This window comes from Streptomyces sp. SBT349, assembly GCF_001083795.1.
Taxonomy (GTDB): domain Bacteria; phylum Actinomycetota; class Actinomycetes; order Streptomycetales; family Streptomycetaceae; genus Streptomyces.
Genome location: NZ_LAVK01000151.1, coordinates 1 through 17,212 on the forward strand (window position 1 = coordinate 1; position 17,212 = coordinate 17,212).

13 protein-coding genes are annotated in these 17,212 nt (G+C 73.7%); 7 read left to right on the forward strand and 6 right to left on the reverse strand.

Annotated features, from left to right (window positions below):
- The 4 genes from ADY01_RS39180 to ADY01_RS19330 all read right to left on the reverse strand — a co-directional run.
- On the reverse strand, positions 1–1,335 hold a 1,335-nt coding region (locus ADY01_RS39180; RefSeq protein ID WP_049574894.1), incomplete at its 3' end, for a cytochrome P450.
- 54 nt (positions 1,336–1,389) lie between these two features.
- Positions 1,390–1,764 carry a DUF742 domain-containing protein gene (locus ADY01_RS19320; protein ID WP_053170980.1) on the reverse strand — a complete coding sequence of 125 codons (375 nt, stop codon included), beginning with the start codon at positions 1,762–1,764 and terminating at the stop codon, positions 1,390–1,392.
- The gene (locus ADY01_RS19325) at positions 1,761–2,201 is read right to left on the reverse strand and encodes a roadblock/LC7 domain-containing protein (RefSeq protein WP_049574898.1); all 441 of its coding nucleotides are present in this window, start codon (positions 2,199–2,201) and stop codon (positions 1,761–1,763) included. Before ADY01_RS19325 ends, ADY01_RS19320 begins: the two co-directional genes overlap by 4 nt.
- Positions 2,194–3,564: an ATP-binding protein gene (locus tag ADY01_RS19330; RefSeq protein WP_159001290.1), complete on the reverse strand. Its 1,371-nt coding sequence runs from the start codon at positions 3,562–3,564 to the stop codon at positions 2,194–2,196. The genes ADY01_RS19325 and ADY01_RS19330 overlap by 8 nt, the downstream gene beginning before the upstream one ends.
- Positions 3,565–3,891: 327 nt before the next feature.
- On the opposite strand from ADY01_RS19330, the gene ADY01_RS19335 reads away from it, so the two are divergent.
- Both ADY01_RS19335 and ADY01_RS19340 read left to right on the forward strand, forming a co-directional pair.
- Positions 3,892–5,253, forward strand: coding sequence for a glutamine synthetase family protein (locus ADY01_RS19335; protein WP_049574907.1), 1,362 nt, complete (start codon positions 3,892–3,894; stop codon positions 5,251–5,253).
- A gap of 132 nt (positions 5,254–5,385) precedes the next feature.
- Complete coding sequence (locus ADY01_RS19340; protein ID WP_049574911.1) at positions 5,386–8,409, forward strand: bifunctional [glutamine synthetase] adenylyltransferase/[glutamine synthetase]-adenylyl-L-tyrosine phosphorylase; 3,024 nt, start codon at positions 5,386–5,388, stop codon at positions 8,407–8,409.
- On the opposite strand, the gene ADY01_RS19345 is transcribed toward ADY01_RS19340, so the two are convergent.
- Both ADY01_RS19345 and ADY01_RS19350 read right to left on the reverse strand, forming a co-directional pair.
- Positions 8,397–9,320, reverse strand: a complete 924-nt coding sequence (locus tag ADY01_RS19345; RefSeq protein ID WP_063784282.1) for a phosphatase PAP2 family protein — start codon at positions 9,318–9,320, stop codon at positions 8,397–8,399. The genes ADY01_RS19340 and ADY01_RS19345 overlap by 13 nt on opposite strands.
- Before the next feature lie 119 nt (positions 9,321–9,439).
- Positions 9,440–10,468, reverse strand: a complete 1,029-nt coding sequence (locus ADY01_RS19350; RefSeq protein WP_049574914.1) for a LacI family DNA-binding transcriptional regulator — start codon at positions 10,466–10,468, stop codon at positions 9,440–9,442.
- A gap of 238 nt (positions 10,469–10,706) precedes the next feature.
- On the opposite strand from ADY01_RS19350, the gene ADY01_RS19355 reads away from it, so the two are divergent.
- The 5 genes from ADY01_RS19355 to ADY01_RS19375 all read left to right on the forward strand — a co-directional run bounded on the left by ADY01_RS19355 (position 10,707) and on the right by ADY01_RS19375 (position 17,180).
- Positions 10,707–11,966, forward strand: coding sequence for an extracellular solute-binding protein (locus ADY01_RS19355; RefSeq protein ID WP_049574917.1), 1,260 nt, complete (start codon positions 10,707–10,709; stop codon positions 11,964–11,966).
- A 438-nt stretch (positions 11,967–12,404) separates the two neighbouring features.
- Complete coding sequence (locus tag ADY01_RS19360; RefSeq protein WP_078900422.1) at positions 12,405–13,433, forward strand: carbohydrate ABC transporter permease; 1,029 nt, start codon at positions 12,405–12,407, stop codon at positions 13,431–13,433.
- 2 nt (positions 13,434–13,435) lie between these two features.
- Positions 13,436–14,365 carry a sugar ABC transporter permease gene (locus ADY01_RS19365; protein WP_078900424.1) on the forward strand — a complete coding sequence of 310 codons (930 nt, stop codon included), beginning with the start codon at positions 13,436–13,438 and terminating at the stop codon, positions 14,363–14,365.
- Positions 14,366–14,455: 90 nt separating this feature from the next.
- Complete coding sequence (locus tag ADY01_RS19370; protein ID WP_049574920.1) at positions 14,456–16,126, forward strand: glycoside hydrolase family 13 protein; 1,671 nt, start codon at positions 14,456–14,458, stop codon at positions 16,124–16,126.
- Positions 16,127–16,175: 49 nt separating this feature from the next.
- A complete protein-coding gene (locus tag ADY01_RS19375) occupies positions 16,176–17,180 on the forward strand; it encodes a LacI family DNA-binding transcriptional regulator (RefSeq protein ID WP_049574922.1) in 1,005 nt (334 codons plus the stop codon).
- The last annotated feature ends 32 nt before the right edge of the window (positions 17,181–17,212 follow it).

Here is a 17,212-nt window from a genome sequence, read left to right on the forward strand (position 1 = left end):
CGCCCCCGCTCCCGCCCCTGACCCCGCCCCCGGCCCGGCCGCGGCCGGGCCTTCGGCCCGCGCCGGCCCGGCGGGCGCGGGCCGCCGGGGGGCGAACCGGACGGGCAGCGCGTCCAGATGGCGCGCCCAGGTGGAGGCCGACCAGGTCAGCTCGTCCGCCGCCACCGTGAGCCCGAGGTCGGGCAGCCGCGTCAGCAGCACCTCGATCGCCGTCACGGCGACGGCCCGCCCGACGTCCCGGCCGGGGCACTCGTGCGGGCCGCTGGCGAACGCCAGGTGCGAGCGGTTCCCCTGCATCAACGCGCCGGGCTCCGGCCTGACCCGCGGGTCCGCGTTCGCCGCCGCCAAGCCCAGCAGTAAGGCGTCGCCCTTCCGGATGGCCTGGCCGCCCAGCTCCACGTCGTGCGTCGCGAAGCCTCCGGGGCACACCGCGATCGGCGGCTCGTCCCACAGGACCTGCTCCACGGCGGCGGGCAGGGTCATCCGTCCCCCGAACACCGAGCCCCGCAGCGGCGGATGGGCCAGGACGACCCGGAGCGTGTTCACGATGAGGTTGGTCGTCGTCTCGTTCGCGGCGACCAGCACCAGGCGCAGATGGTGCTGCACCTCCTCGTCCGTGAGGTCCGCCGGGTGCGCGATCAGCCAGGACGCCAGGTCGTGCCCCGGCGCCACGTGCTTGCGCTCCACCGCCTCGCGCAGCACCCGCTGGATGTGCCGGTCGCTGGCCACCGCCTCCTCGGTGCCGATCAGCAGTTGGCGCGCGCTCTCCACCAGCCGCGGTCCCTCCGCCCCGGGCAGCCCCAGCACCTCGGTGAGCGCCAGCATCGGCAGCCGCCGCGCGTACTGCCCCAGCAGTTCGGCACGCCCGTCGCCGCAGAAGCCGTCGATCAGCAGGTCGGCGTGGCGCTGCACGAGGCGGCGCAGCCCCCTGCGGTCGAAGCGCTGGAGGCTCTCGCTGACCGCGCCGCGCAGCCGCTGGTGCACCACGCCGTCCTGGTGCGTGCAGTCGGGACCCCACAGCAGCACCGGCGCGATGGGGGCCTCGGGCCCGATCCTGCCCTCCGTGAACGCCGCCCAGTTCCGCCCGTCGCGGCTGAAGCGGCGCGGGTTCCGCGTGACATGGAGGATCTCGTTGTAGCCGATGACCAGCCAGGCGGGCTCGTCCCCTTCGAGCAGCACCGGCACCACCGGGCCGTGCTCGGCCCGCAGCCGCTCGAACAGCTCGGTCGGCTCGGTCGCCGCGGCGGAGCCGTACAGCCGTTGAACGCCGCCCGGCCCGCGGTGGGGGGCCGGGCACTCCGGCCTGCGGGCCGGTTCGGGCGGGGTCGCGGTCACGGGGGCCTCCGAAGGGTCCTGGGGATCCGGCGCGCCCGGGGCTCCGGGCGCCGGTCAGAGCCGTTGCAGTCCATCGATCAGCGCCTTCAGCGTCGCGGGGTCGCTCCCCGCGGCGGCGTCCGCGGCGCCCGTCGGCCGCTCGCCTCCTCCCGCCCCGAGCTCGACCCCGGCGCCCGCGCGCAGGTCCTCCACCAGCACGGCGACGACGCCGAACGGCAGGCCGAGCCCGGCGGCCAGCTCCCCGGCGGGCCTGGGGCGCACGCAGGCGCGCAGGAGCGCGGCCCGCTCCGGCGCGTCGCCCGGCGCGGGCACCGACCGCGCCACGACGAGCGTGGCCGGGACGATGCCGCGGGGGACTCCGGCCCGCCCGCCGGTGACGACATAGAGCGGAACGGTCGGCCCGTCCCCGCCCCGGTCCACCTCCGTCACGGCGACGCCTTCCGGGCCGCCGCGCCCAGGGCCGCGAGGTGGTCCCCGAGGCGCGGCGCCAGATCGCGCATCCCCGCGCCGACCCGGCCGGGCTCACCGCCCTCGTCCGTGGTGACGGCGAGGCAGGTGCGGGCGCCCGCCGACATCAGCAGGAAGAAGCCGCCGTCCAGCTCCATCAGCACCATCCGCGCGGCCTCGCCCGGGGACGGTTCCCGGTCGGTGAGCTCGCCCACGACCGAACGGGCCAGGCTCTCGACCCCCGAGGCGACGGCCGCGAGGCGCTCGGCGCTGTCGGGGCCGCCGCCGTGCCACGCCAGGCAGAGCCCGTCCGCCGACAGCACGACGACGTGCCGCACGCACGGCAGGGCCGCCGCGAAGTCCCCGAGCAGCCGGTCCAGTGCGGACGCCCGGCGCGGTGTCGTGTCGTTGTCATCCATGTCCGCTCTCTCCGCTGTCGCGCTCCGCGCGCAGCCCCGCGTAGAACGCCTCCACCCACAACCCCGGCGGGCGCCTGCGCTGCGGCAGCCCGCGCACGCTCCTCTCCGGCGCGCCCCCCGCGTCCGCAGGCGCCCCCCCCCGCCGGTCACGTTCGCCCGGCGCCTCCGGCCCGCCGGGGCCCGGGACCCCGCCGGGCCCCGGCGGCCACTCCGCGAACGGGCTCGGCTTGGCGTACGCCGGACGGGCCGACGGCGGCAAGGCGGTGAACAGCTCGTCCGGCAGGAACACCACCGCGCGCACCCCGGCGCCCGTGGAGGGGCGCAACGAGATGCGCGCCCCCCAGTGGCCCGCCAGGATGCCCGCCACCCGCAGCCCGATCCGCGCCGTCTCGCCGAGGTCGATCACGTCGATGCCGTCCACGCCCTGCCGCAGCAGGGACTCGGCGCGCTCCGCGGTCTCCGCGGTCAGTCCGGCGCCGCAGTCCTCGATGGACACCTCGATGCCGTGGGCCACCTCCTGCGCGTTCATCACCACCTTGGTGGGCGGGGGCGAGAACCGGGTGGCGTTGTCCAGCAGCTCGGCCAGGACTAGGACCAGCGACTCGGCCGCCTCGCCCACCACCGCCGTGTCCACCACATGGTGCTGCGTCACCCGCGTGTACTCGGTGATCGGCCCCGCGCCCGCGCGCATCAGGTCGTGCAGGGTGACCGGCGCCCTGAACCGGCGCAGCGGGACGCCGCCGCCGAGCACGGCCAGCGCGGTGGCGAACCGGCCCGCCACGTTCACCCCGTGCTCCACCTCCATCAGGTCGCCCAGCAGCTCGGGGGAGTCGTGGCGGAACTGCATCGCCGTCACCTGCTGCTGGAGCCGGTGGATCTCCGACTGGATGCGGCCCGCGACGCTGACGATCGCCCGCTTCCCCGAGTCGCGCTGCAACTCCTTCTCGCGCGCGGCGTCCACGAGCGAGAAGAGCAGCGTCTCGTGCGCCGCCTGGAGCCGCACGTCCGAGGCGGGCCCCGGGGTCAGCGGCGGCACCACGTCCGCGTCGACCACCCCGCCGCGCAGCTTCTCCAGCAGCGGCGGCACCACGTCGTAGACCAGCGTGGAGGTGTCGTCGGCCTGCCGCTCCAGGCGCTCGCCCAGGGCGGCCACGGCCCGGCCCCGGCGCGCGGTCTCGCCCGCCACGGCTCCCACCGCGAGCGTCGCCGCCGCGCCGCAGCCCAGCACCGCGACCCGCGCCTCGGCCCCCACCAGGAACGCCGAGACGACGGCGAGCAGCCCCACCAGGGCGGGCGCGGCGAACCACCGGCCGGTGGTCGTCGCGGGACGGCGGTCCCGTCGTAAAGCTTCGGCATACACCATGGGGTCCTCACTGGCCTCCGACGCGCAAGGCGGCAACGAGCGGCAACGAGCGGCAACGAGCCGTGACGGCGGCAACTCGCTCTGTGACACGGGAGAGTAGAGGGCGCGCGGTCCCCGGCGCAGGCGGTTGCGGAAAGCTCCCCCGAACGAGCGGCCGGAAGAGTCCCGGCGCGGCGGGGCGGTGTTCCCGCCGGTGTTCCACAATGGAGCCGGGGCGCCCCGGTCGCGCATGCGCAACGCGGCGGAAATCCTGTGATGGGATGCTCAGGGCCCCCGCAGGACCCGCGGCCGGGGGACGAGCCGTCTGACCAGCGAGGATGGGTGGAAATGGAGAAGCAGCAGGAGTTCGTGCTCCGCACGCTGGAGGAGCGGGACATCCGCTTTGTGCGGCTGTGGTTCACCGATGTGCTGGGCTTTCTCAAGTCGGTCGCCATCGCCCCCGCCGAGCTTGAGCAGGCGTTCGAGGAGGGCATCGGCTTCGACGGCTCCGCCATCGAGGGCTTCGCGCGCGTGCACGAGTCCGACATGATCGCCAAGCCCGCCCCGAGCACCTTCCAGATACTCCCCTGGCGTGCCGAATCGCCAGGCACCGCCCGCATGTTCTGCGACATCCTCATGCCCGACGGCTCGCCGTCGTACGCCGACCCGCGCTATGTCCTCAAGCGCGCCCTGGCCAAGAGCTCCGACCTGGGCTTCACGTTCTACACCCACCCGGAGATCGAGTTCTTCCTGCTCGACTCCAAGCCGGTGGACGGCACCCGCCCCGTCCCCGCCGACACCTCCGGATACTTCGACCACACGCCGCAGGCCGTCGGCATGGACTTCCGCCGCCAGGCCATCACGATGCTGGAGTCCATGGGCATCTCCGTGGAGTTCTCCCACCACGAGGGCGCCCCGGGACAGCAGGAGATCGACCTGCGGTACGCCGACGCGCTCTCCACCGCGGACAACATCATGACGTTCCGCCTGGTGATGAAGCAGGTCGCGCTGGAGCAGGGCGTGCAGGCCACGTTCATGCCCAAGCCGTTCTCCGAGTTCCCCGGGTCCGGGATGCACACGCACCTCTCCCTCTTCGAGGGCGACCGCAACGCGTTCCACGAGACCGGCGCCGACTACCGGCTCTCCAAGATCGGCCGCTCGTTCATCGCCGGGCTCCTCCGGCACGCCGGGGAGATCTCGGCCGTCACCAACCAGTGGGTCAACTCCTACAAGCGCATCTGGGGCGGCACCCAGCGCACGGCGGGCGCGGGCGGCGAGGCCCCCTCGTACATCTGCTGGGGCCACAACAACCGCTCCGCGCTGATCCGCGTCCCGATGTACAAGCCGGGCAAGACCGGCTCGACCCGCATCGAGGTCCGGTCCCTCGACTCCGGCGCCAACCCCTACCTCGCCTACGCCGTGCTGCTGGCCGCGGGCCTCAGGGGCGTGGAGGAGGGCTACGAGCTGCCCCCGGGCGCCGAGGACGACGTCTGGGCGCTGTCCGACCGGGAGCGCAGGGCGCTGGGCATCGAGCCCCTTCCGCAGAACCTCGGCGAGGCGATCCAGCTGATGCAGCGCAGCGAGCTGGTCGCGGAGACGCTGGGCGAGCACGTCTTCGACTTCTTCCTGCGCAACAAGCGCCAGGAGTGGGAGGAGTACCGCTCGGAGGTCACCGCGTTCGAACTGCGGAAGAACCTGCCGGTGCTCTAGGCTCCGCCCGTTCCGCAGCGGACACCTGGACCCGGCGGCTCGGGCTCTGTCCGGCTCCCCTGTCCGGGCGCCATATGTCCGGCAGGACCTAGGCTGGGCCGGACGGACACACTTCACAGAGGGGACGAGGCCGTGCCGGTGGGCGGGCGGCGGGACAGCCGTTTCGGACAACTCCTGCGCCGTGGTTTCATCGACCCCACGGCCGCCGCCCGGCTGCTCGACGGCCGGGCCCTGGTCCCCTACGCCGGGGACGGCGCCCTGCTCGACGCCCTGGCGGCCACCGCCGACCCCGACGCCGCGCTGCACGGCCTGGTCCGGCTGGCCGAGGCCCAGCCCGAGGAGCAACGAGCCAGGCTGCTCGACACCGTGATGTCGGCCAAGCCCCTGCGGGACCGCCTCCTCGCCGTGCTCGGCGCCTCCGACGGCCTCAGCGACCACCTCGCCCGCCACCCCGCCGAATGGCAGGCCCTCGTCGCGTTCGAGACCGCCGATCTCCATCCGGGGACACCGGAGTTCGAGGCCGCCCTCGCGCCCGCCGCCGACCCCGACGAGCTGCGCGTGGGCTACTACCGCGCCCTCCTCACCATCGCCGCCCGCGACATCACCGGCACCACGGACGTCGCCGAGACCGCCGCCGAGCTCGCCGACCTGGCCACCGCCACCCTCCGCGCCGCGCTCCGCATCGCCGAGGGCGAGAGCCCGAAGGACGCGGCCCGCTGCCGGATCGCCGTCATCGGCATGGGCAAGTGCGGCGGCCGGGAGCTCAACTACGTCTCCGACGTGGACGTCATCTTCGTCGCCGAGCCCGTCGACGGGGCGGAGGAGGGCCCTGCGCTCCAGGCCGCCACCCGCCTCGCCGCCCGCCTGATGCGGATCTGCTCCGACACCACGGCCGAGGGCACCATCTGGCCCGTGGACGCCAACCTCCGCCCCGAGGGCAGGAACGGCCCGCTGGTCCGGACGCTGAGCAGCCACCTGGCCTACTACCGGCGGTGGGCCAAGACCTGGGAGTTCCAGGCCCTCCTCAAGGCCCGCCCCGTCGCGGGCGACCCCGGCCTCGGCCGCGACTACTGCGAAGCCGTCGCCCCCCTGGTCTGGCAGGCCGTCGAGCGGGAGAACTTCGTGCCCGACGTGCAGCGGATGCGCCGCCGCGTCGAGAGCTCCATCCCCGCGGGCCAGGCCGAACGCGAGCTGAAGCTCGGGCCCGGCGGCCTGCGCGACGTCGAGTTCGCCGTCCAGCTCCTGCAACTCGTCCACGGCCGCACCGACTCCGAGCTGCGGCACGCCACCACCCTCGACGCCCTGGCCGCCCTCGCCGCCGGGGGCTATGTCGGCCGCCAGGACGCCGCCTCCCTGGACGCCTCCTACCGCTTCCTGCGCACCGTCGAGCACCGCATCCAGCTCCACCGCCTGCGCCGTACCCATCTGATGCCCACCGACGAGGCCGACCTGCGCAGGCTGGGGCGCTCCCTCGGCTTCACCGGCGAGCCCGTCAAGGAGCTGACCGCGGCCTGGCGCCACCACACCGCGGGCGTCAGGCGCCTGCACGAGAAGCTGTTCTACCGGCCGCTGCTCGACGCCGTCGCCCGCCTCGACGTGGGGCAGGCGCGGCTCGGGCAGAACGCGGCGAAGGAGCGCCTGGTGGCCCTCGGGTTCGCCGACCCCGCCGCCGCGCTGCGCCACCTGACCGCGCTGGCCTCGGGCGTTTCCCGCAAGGCCGCCATCCAGCGGACCCTGCTGCCGGTGCTGCTCGACAGCTTCGCCGACTCGGCCGAGCCCGACGCCGGGCTGCTCGGCTTCCGCAAGGTCTCCGACGCGCTGGGCAACAGCCCCTGGTACCTGCGGCTGCTGCGCGACGAGGGCGCCGCCGCGGAGAACCTGGCCCGCGTCCTGTCCGCGGGCCGCCTCGCCCCCGACCTGCTGCTGCGCGCCCCCGAGGCCGTCGCCCTGCTCGGCGACCCGGAGGGCCTGCGACCGCGGCCCGCCGCCGCCCTCCGCCAGGAGATCCTGGCCGCCGTCCGCCGCGCCAACACCCCGGAGAACGCGGTGACCGTCGCCCGCGGGATCCGCCGCCGCGAGCTGTTCCGCACCGCCGCGGGGGACATCGTCGGCGCCTACGCCCCCGAGGACGCCGCGTCGCCGGAGCCCCCGGAGCTGGCGGAGCCGTCCGCGGCGGCCCGGGAGCCGGGCGCCGCGCTGGACCGGGTGGGCGCGGCGCTCACCGACATCAACGCCGCCACCATCGCCGGCGCGCTCGCCACCGCCACGGCCGCCCACGGCCAGGACCCGCCGCCCGCGCGGATCGCCGTGATCGCCATGGGCCGCTTCGGCGGCCACGAGCTGAGCTACGGCTCGGACGCCGACGTCATCCTCGTCCACGAGCCGGTCGGGGGCGCGGACGAACGGGAGGCGGCCGACGCCGCGTCCGCCATCGCCAACGAGGCGATCCGGCTGCTCCAGCTCCCCAGCGTCGATCCGCCGCTGCTGGTCGACACCCACCTGCGCCCCGAGGGCAGGAACGGCCCGCTCGTCCGCTCGCTCACCAGCTACCGCGCCTACTACCGCCGCTGGTCGCTCGGCTGGGAGAGCCAGGCGCTGCTGCGGGCCGAGCCGGTGGCGGGCGACGCGGAGCTGGGAGAGCGGTTCATCGCCCTCATCGACCCGCTGCGCCACCCTGCGGGCGGCCTCGACCAGGACGCGGTGCGGGAGATCCGGCGGCTGAAGGCGCGGATGGAGGCGGAACGGCTGCCACGCGGCGCCGACCCCACCCTCCACACCAAGCTGGGCCGCGGCGGGCTCTCCGACGTCGAGTGGACCGTGCAGCTCCTCCAGATGCGGCACGGGCACGCCGTCCCCGGGCTGCGCACCACCCGCACCCGCGCGGCCCTGACCGCGGCGGTGGAGGCCGGGCTCCTCGACGCCGAGGACGCCGAGGTGCTGGACGAGGCGTGGGTGCTGGCCTCCCGCGTGCGGAACGCGGTGATGCTGGTGCGGGCCCGCCCGCAGGACACCTTCCCCACCGACGCGCGCGAATCGGCGGCGGTGGCCCGTTACCTGGGGTACGAGCCGGGCACCGTCGGCCGGATGCTGGACGACTACCGGCGCACCACCCGCCGCGCCCGCGCGGTGGTCGAGCGGCTCTTCTACGAGGGCTGATCCCGGGAGGGCCGGCCGCGGGAGGGGGGACCGCCGGAGGCGCGGTCACCGTCGTCCGGGGCGCCGGGTGTGCCGGGTACCTGCCGGGGCAGCCGGTAGCAGACGCCGCCGTACCAGAGGTAGGCGACGCCGTAGCCGAACGCCAGGCAGACCACGCCGCCCGCCGCGTCGAGCCAGAAGTGGTTGGCGGTGGCCATGATCACCAGCAGGGTGAGCGCCGGGTAGAGCGCCCCGAGCAGCTTCAGCCACAGCGGCCTGGCCAGCACCGCGATGGTGATGCCGCACCACACCGACCAGCCGATGTGCATCGACGGCATGGCCGCGTACTGGTTGGACACCGACGCCATGGCGCTGTCCTCCGCGGACAGCGAGCCCCACGTCCGGTGGACGCTGGCGGTGTCGATGAAGTCCATGCCGTCCATCAGCCGGGGCGGCGCCAAGGGGTAGAAGTAGTACCCCAGCAGGGCCACGGCGGTGGTGGCGAACAGGACGAGCCGCGTCGCGCCGTACCGCCCGGGGTGGCTGCGGAAGAGCCAGACGAGGACGGCGATCGTGACGATGAAGTGGAGCGTCGCGTAGTAGTAGTTCATCGCGATGATGAGCCAGGTGACGCCGCCGATCGCGTGGTTGAGCCCGCGCTCGAAGGCGAGGCCCATGGAGTCCTGGAGCTCCCAGATCCAGCGGGCGTGGCTCTGCGCCTGCTCCTCGCGCAGCGGGGCGGCGTTGCGGATCATCGAGTAGATGAGGTAACTGACGGCGATGAGCAGCAGTTCGAACCAGAGCCTCGGCCGCCGGGGACGCCGCAGTGACCTGAGGCGTTTCGGGGGGGCGGCCGCGTCCTCGTCCCGGCCGGTCACGGGCTGTGCCGGATCCACTCGCTCCACTTTCGAACTGACGCTGGTTGCCCCCATGGGCGAACAGTTTGCCAGAGGACTGACGCCGACCCGATCATCCTCCGGTCGGGTCTTCGGCCTGCCGCTTCTCCTCCACCCGGCCGAGCGGCCCCCCGCCCCCTCTCGGGGACGGCCCCCTACGCCTGCTGTATGACGGGCGCGGTGGCGGTCGAGCCGCGGACGACCAGCTCGGGGAGGAAGATGAACTCGCTGTGCGGCGCGGGCGTTCCGCCGACCTCTTCCAGAAGGGCGCGCACGGCCGCCTGACCCATCGCGGGGACCGGCTGGCGGATCGTCGTCAGGGGCGGGTCGGTGAAGGCGATCAGCGGCGAGTCGTCGAAGCCGATGACCGAGCAGTGCTCGGGGACGGCCAGGCCCCGCTGCCGCGCCGCGCGGATCGCGCCCAGCGCCATCATGTCGCTGGCGCAGACCACCGCCGTGCAGTCGCGGGCCAGCAGCTCCGTGGTCGCGGCCTGGCCGCCCTCCAGCGTGTAGAGCGAGTGCTCGACGAGCCGCCGCGCGTCCTTCTCCGGAAGCCCGAGCTCCTCCTCCATCCCGCGCAGGAAGCCCTCGATCTTGCGTTGAACGGGAACGAACCTGGCCGGTCCGAGAGCGAGTCCGATCCGCCGGTGACCGAGGGAGACCAGGTGGGTGACGGCCAGCCGCATGGCCGCCCGGTCGTCGGGGGAGACGAACGGGGCGCGCACCTTGGGGGAGAAGCCGTTGATGAGGACGAACGGGACCCCGAAGCCGCGCAGCCGCTCGTAACGTTCCATGTCCGCGCTGGTGTCGGCGTGCAGGCCGGAGATGAAGATGATCCCGGAGACGCCGCGCTCGACCAGCATGGTGGTCAGCTCGTCCTCCGTGGAGCCGCCCGGCGTCTGCGTCGCCAGCACGGGCGTGTACCCCTGACGGGTCAGCGCCTGGCAGATGACCTGCGCGAAGGCCGGGAAGATCGGGTTCTCCAGCTCCGGAGTGATCAGCCCCACGAGACCGGCGCTGCGCTTGACGAGCCGAGGCGGGCGCTCGTACCCGAGAAGGTCGAGGGCCATCAGGACGGATTCGCGGGTGGCGGCGGCAACTCCCGGCTTGCCGTTGAGCACACGGCTGACGGTCGCTTCGCTGACCCCCGCCTGGGCTGCGATGTCGGCAAGCCGTGCGGTCACAATTCGGGACTGTACCGGTCGCCGGTGACGGTGCCCACCGGAGGCCGGGAAACGTACCGGAATGTATGAATTTCGGGGGCTTGTCACTGCTTGCCCTCGGGCTTGCAGCAATTTACCGCAAGGTCTTTCCAAAATATGGCAGCGCTGTTACGTTCCTGCTCAGCCCGGCGTCGCAGTGGCGCGGCGCCTAGGGTGGACAGAACCCCCTGAACCGGGCGTAACGCTTGAAGGAGTTCACATGCGGCGCAGCATAGGGACGACAGCCATGGTCGCGGCTCTGGCACTTGCGGCAACGGCTTGCGGAAGCGACGACGGTGACGGGGACGGCGGCGGGGGCGGCGCCGACGGCGAACTGTCCGGCACCGTCACCTACTGGGACACCTCGAACGAGACGGAGGCCGAGGTCTTCGAGGCCGTGGCCACCGAGTTCGAGGAGATGCACCCGGGCGTCACCGTCGAGTACGTGAACATCGGCTTCGACGACGCGCAGAACCGCTTCAAGAACGCCGCGGGGGCCAACGAGGCGCCCGACGTGATGCGGACCGAGGTCGCCTGGGTGGCCGACTTCGCCAGCCTCGGCTACCTCTACCCGCTGGACGACACCGCGGCGCTGGAGGACCAGGAGGACTTCCTGGACGAGGCGTGGGCCTCCACCCAGTACGACGGCCAGACCTACGCCGTCCCGCAGGTGACCGACACCCTCGCCCTCTTCTACAACCGCGCCCTGCTGGACGAGGCGGCCGTCGAGGTCCCCGCGTCCCTGGCCGACATCGAGGACTCCACGGGCGCGTTCGAGGAGAACGGCGTCACCCCGCTCTACGTCCGCGGCGACGACCCCTACTGGTTCCTGCCGTTCCTCTACGGCGAGGGCGGCGACCTGGTCGACGCCGGCGACCAGCGGGTCACCGTCGACGACGAGGCGGGTGTCGCCGCGTTCGAGCGGATGCAGGGCCTCGTCGACTCGGGCGCCGCCATCACGGACACCAGCGAGGGCTGGGAGAACATGATGTCCGCCTTCTCCGGCGGCGAGGTCGCCATGATGGTCAACGGCCCGTGGGCCATCGCCGACGCCACCGCCGCGCTCGGCGAGGACCTGGGCGTGGCCCCGGTCCCGGCCGGGGGCTCGGCCCAGGGCTCGCCGCTCGGCGGCTGGAACTACGGCGTCTACGCGGGCACCCCGGACGCGGAAGCGTCCTTCGAGTTCGTCTCCTACATGAGCTCGGCCGCGACCCAGCAGCGGATCACCGACGAGCTGAGCCTGCTGCCGACCCGCGCGTCCGTCTACGAGGAGCCCTCCGTCCAGGAGAACGCGATGGTGGACTTCTTCAAGCCGGCCGTCGACGTGGCCCACGAGCGGCCCTGGATCCCCGAGGCACAGTCCCTCTTCGAGCCGCTGCGCATCTCGATCGAGGCCATGCTGACCGGCTCCGCCTCCCCCGAGGAGGCGGCCTCCGACACCGGCGACGCCTACCGCGACCTGCTTGAGGACTGGCAGTGAGCGACGAGCGCGCGGCCGCACAGCCGCGGGTGACCGCGAGGCTGGCGGGATGCCGCGTGGGCGGAGAAGCGAGCGGGGGAGGAGTGGTGAGCGACGAGCGCGCGGCGGCACAGCGGCGGGTGACCGCGAGGCTCGCGGGATGCCGCGTGGGCGGAGAAGCGAGCGGGGGAGGAGTGGTGAGCGACGAGCGCGCGGCGGCACAGCGGCGGGTGACCGCGAGGCTCGCGGGATGCCGCGCGGGCGGAGAAGCGAGCGAGGGAAGAGTGGTGAGCGACGAGCGCGCGGCCGCACAGCCGCGGATGACCGCGAAGCCCGCGGGATGCCGCGCGGGCGGAGAAGCGAGCGAGGGAAGAGCGGTGGGCGCCTCCCCCAGCCGTCGGCCGGGGGGCACCCCCCGCCGGGCCGTGAGACGGCGCGGAAGTGGAGGGGCCTTCCGCCATGGCTGACGCCGTGACCTCCCCCGAACCGGCCGCGGCAGCGGCACCTGCACCGGCCGCGGGCGCCGTGCGCGTCCGCGGCCCCCGTGGCGGCCGGGGCGCCCCCGGCCGGCTCCGCCGGGCCGTGTTTACCCACTGGTACGCCTGGGCGATGATCGCCCCCGTGGTGCTGGTGATCGGCGCCATCGTCGGCTGGCCCCTGGTCCGCGGCGTCTTCCTCTCCCTCACCGACGCGGACGAGGCCAACGTCGAGCGCCGCATCGGCGTCAACACCCTGCCCGCCACCTACGAGTTCGTCGGCCTGGAGAACTACACCGACATCCTCGGCGACGACACCTTCTGGGACCGGCTCGGCTGGACCGTGGTGTGGACCGTGGGCTGCGTGGCGCTGACCTTCGCCATCGGGCTCGCCCTGGCGAACATGCTCAACCGCGAGTTCCGGGGCCGCGCCGCCTACCGCATGGCGCTGATCCTGCCGTGGGCCATCCCGGCGTTCGTCTCGGTCTTCGCCTGGCGGATGCTCTACAACGAGCGCAACGGCATGCTCAACAGCCTGCTCGAAGGCGGCGGCATCGACGGCATCGCCTGGCTGTCCGACCCCACCTGGGCCAAGGTCGCCGTCATCGCCGTGAACGTCTGGCTCGGCGTGCCGTTCATGCTCATCGCCATGCTCGGCGCCCTCCAGTCGATCCCCGCCGAGCAGTACGAGGCGGCGGAGATGGACGGCGCGAACGCGTGGCAGCGGTTCCGCCACATCACGCTGCCCGGCGTCAGGCCGGTGGCCATGACCGTGGTGCTGCTGAGCACCATCTGGACCTTCAACATGTTCCCGGTGATCTTCCTGCTGACCCGCGGGGGACCGGCCGGGTCCACGGACATCCTGGTGACGGAGGCGTTCCGGCTGGCATTCGTCGCCAGCCCGCGCGACTTCGCCACCTCCGCGGCCTGGGGCGTGCTCATCCTGGTGCTCCTGGTCCTCTTCGCGGTCGCCTACCGCAAGGCGCTGCGCAGGCAGGGAGAGGTGTGGTGACCATGGCCACGGAGACGACCCCCCTCGACGAACCGCGCCCGGCGCGCCCCGTTCCCCCGGGCGGCGTCCGGGACACCGGGCGAGGTGGGCGCCGGCCCCCGCGCCGCCGCGGCCGGCGCGGGCGCGCCGCCTCGATCGGGCTGCACGCGACGCTGCTGACCGCGTCCGCGATCGCGGTCTTCCCGCCGCTGTGGCTCCTGGTCACGTCCTTCAAGCCCAAGTCCGACACCTTCACCCGGTCGCTGGTCTCCCACTTCACGCTGGACAACTACGACCACGTCCTCAACGACACCGAGTTCCTCAGGTGGTTCGGCAACTCGGTGGTGGTCGTGCTGGCGACCACCGTCGTCGGCGTCCTCATCTCGGCCACCACGGGCTACGCGCTCAGTCGCTTCCGCTTCCCCGGCATGCGCCCGCTGATGTGGACCCTGCTGATCACGCAGATGTTCCCCATGGCCGTGCTGATCGTGCCGCTGTACAACCTGATGTCGCGCTACGGCCTGCTCAACCAGCCGATCGGCCTCGTCGTCACGTACCTCACCATCGCCGTGCCGTTCTGCGCCTGGATGATGAAGGGCTTCTTCGACACCATCCCGGTCGCCATCGACGAGTCGGGCCGCGTGGACGGCCTCAACCCGTTCGGCACGTTCTGGCGGCTGATCATGCCGCTGGCCAGGCCGGCGCTCGCGGTGACCTCGTTCTACACCTTCGTCACCGCCTGGGCCGAGGTCGCCTACGCCACCGCCTTCATGACCGGCGAGACCAACCTCACCCTCGCCGGCGGGCTCCAGACGTTCGTCAACCAGCACACCCAGGACTGGCACCTGATGACCGCCGCGGCGGTGCTCATCGCGGTGCCCGCCATCCTCGTCTTCGGCTACGCGCAGCGCCACCTCCAGTCCGGGCTCACGGCCGGCGCCACCAAGGCGTGACCCGGGGCCGAGCGCGCCCGGCGCGAGCACGGCCCGCGCCGGGCGCGGGCCGCACCGTCCTGTCCTCACGTCACCATCTCAAGGATGACCATGACCCAGCACCTCGCTGACCGCACCCAGCCGACCAGCGACCCCACCCGCCCCGAGGGCGGTCGGTCGGAGTGGTGGCGCGACGCGGTCATCTACCAGGTCTATCCGCGGTCGTTCGCCGACGGCAACGGCGACGGCATGGGCGACCTCGCCGGCATCCGCAGCCGGCTCCCCTACCTGGCCTCGCTCGGCGTGGACGCGGTCTGGCTGAGCCCGTTCTACGCCTCGCCCCAGGCCGACGCCGGCTACGACGTGGCCGACTACCGGGCCATCGACCCGATGTTCGGCGACCTGCACGACGCCGACGCGCTGCTGCGCGACGCCCACGAGCTGAGCCTCAAGGTCATCGTGGACCTCGTGCCCAACCACTCGTCCGACCGGCACGAGTGGTTCCGGCGGGCGCTGCGCGAGGGCCCGGGGTCCGCGCTGCGCGACCGTTACCACTTCAGGCCGGGGCGCGGCGCGCACGGGGAACTCCCGCCCAACGACTGGGAGTCCATCTTCGGCGGCCCCGCCTGGACGCGGGTGGCCGACCCGGACGGCACGCCGGGGGAGTGGTACCTGCACCTGTTCGCGCCGCAGCAGCCGGACTTCAACTGGGACAACACCGCCGTCCACGACGAGTTCCGCTCGGTGCTGCGGTTCTGGCTGGACATGGGCGTCGACGGCTTCCGCGTCGACGTCGCCCACGGCCTGATCAAGGCCCCCGGGCTCCCCGACATGGGCCACCCGGGGCAGCTGCGGCTGCTCGGCACCCAGATCCTCCCCTTCTTCGACCAGGACGGCGTCCACGAGATCTACCGCTCCTGGCGCCGCATCCTCGACGAGTACCCGCGCCCGCGCATCGGCGTCGCCGAGGCGTGGACCCCGACCGCCGACCGCACCTCCCTCTACGTCCGCCCCGACGAGCTGCACCAGGCGTTCAACTTCCACTACCTCAACACCCCGTGGAACGCGGCGGCCCTGCGCGCCGCCATCGACTCCTCGCTGGACTCGATGCGCCCGGTCGGCGCCCCCTCCACCTGGGTCCTGTCCAACCACGACGTGGTGCGCCACCTCACCCGGCTCGGCGGCAGCCTGGCACGCGCCAGGGCCGCGACCCTGCTGATGCTGGCGCTGCCCGGCTCCGCCTACCTCTACCAGGGCGAGGAGCTGGGCCTGCCCGAGGTGACCGACCTGCCCGACGAGGCGCGCCAGGACCCCGCGTTCTTCCGGCGCGGCGGCGGCGACTCGGACGGCCAGGACGGGCTGCGCGACGGCTGCCGCGTGCCCATCCCCTGGACCGCGCAAGGGAGTTCCTACGGATTCGGCGACGGCGGAAGCTGGCTGCCGCAGCCCACCGCCTGGGGCGGCCTCGCGGTGGCCGAGCAGACCGGCGACCCCGCCTCCACCCTGGAGCTGTACCGGGCGGCCCTGTCCACCCGGCGCGTCCACACGGCGCTCGGCGCGGGCGACGCCGTCGAGTGGCTCGACGCGCCGGACGGCGTCCTCGCGTTCCGCCGCCGCGGCGTGGACGGCTCCGCCGTGGTCTGCGCGGTCAACACCACCGGCAGCGCGGTCGGGATACCGGAGATCCTCCCCGAGCCGGGCCGCCTCCTCCTGGCCAGCGCCCCCTGGCCCGGCGGCCCGGTGCTCCCGGGCGACACGACGGTCTGGTGGGAGACGCCGTGAGGAACGACGGCGTCCGCTCCCCGGACCGGGGCGCGAACGCGGGGCTGCCGTGAACGAGGACGGCCCCGGGCCCGCCCGGCTGGCCGACCTCGCCTCGCAGGCCGGGGTCAGCGAGGCGACGGTCAGCCGGGTGCTCAACGGCAAGGCGGGCGTCGCCGCCGCCACCCGGCAGAGGGTGCTCGCCGCCCTGGACGTCCTGGGGTACGAGCGCCCGGTCCGGCTGAGGCAGCGCAGCGCCGGGCTCGTCGGGCTGGTCATCCCCGAGCTGACCAACCCGATCTTCCCGGCCTTCGCGCAGGTCATCGAGAACCACCTCGCCCCCCACGGCTACATCCCGGTGCTCTGCACCCAGAGCCCCGGCGGCGCCACCGAGGACGAGCTCGTGGACCAGCTCGTCGAACGCGGCGTCACCGGCATCGTGTTCCTGTCCGGGCTGCACGCCGACACCAGCGCCGACCCCGAGCGCTACGCGCGCCTGACCGGCCGCGGCGTCCCGTTCGTGCTCGTCAACGGCTTCAACCCGAAGGTCGACGCGCCGTTCGTCTCGCCCGACGACGACGCGGCGGTCCGGATCGCCGTCCGGCACCTGCGGGCGCTCGGCCACCGGCGCCTTGGCCTCGCTGTGGGCCCCGACCGCTTCGTGCCCGTGCGGCGCAAGGTCGCCGGGTTCCTCGCCGAGACGGCCCGCGAAGGCGCCGTCCGGCACTCGCTGTTCAGCGTCGAGGGCGGCCAGGCCGCCGCCTCCTCGCTGCTGGACGCGGGCTGCACCGGCATCGTCTGCGGCAGCGACATGATGGCGCTCGGCGCGATCCGCGCCGTGCGCGACCGCGGCGGCGAGGTGCCGCGCGACGTGTCCGTCATCGGCTACGACGACTCCGACATCATCGCGTTCACCGACCCGCCCCTGACCACCCTGCGCCAGCCGGTGCGGGCCATGGCGAGCGCCGCCGTCGACTCCCTGCTCGAAGAGATCGGCGGCACCCTCGTCCAGCGCACCGAGTTCGTCTTCCAGCCCGAGCTGGTCGTCCGCGGCTCGACGGCCCAGGCCCCCTGAGCCGTCGGCCCGGGGCGGCCCGACCCCCCGAC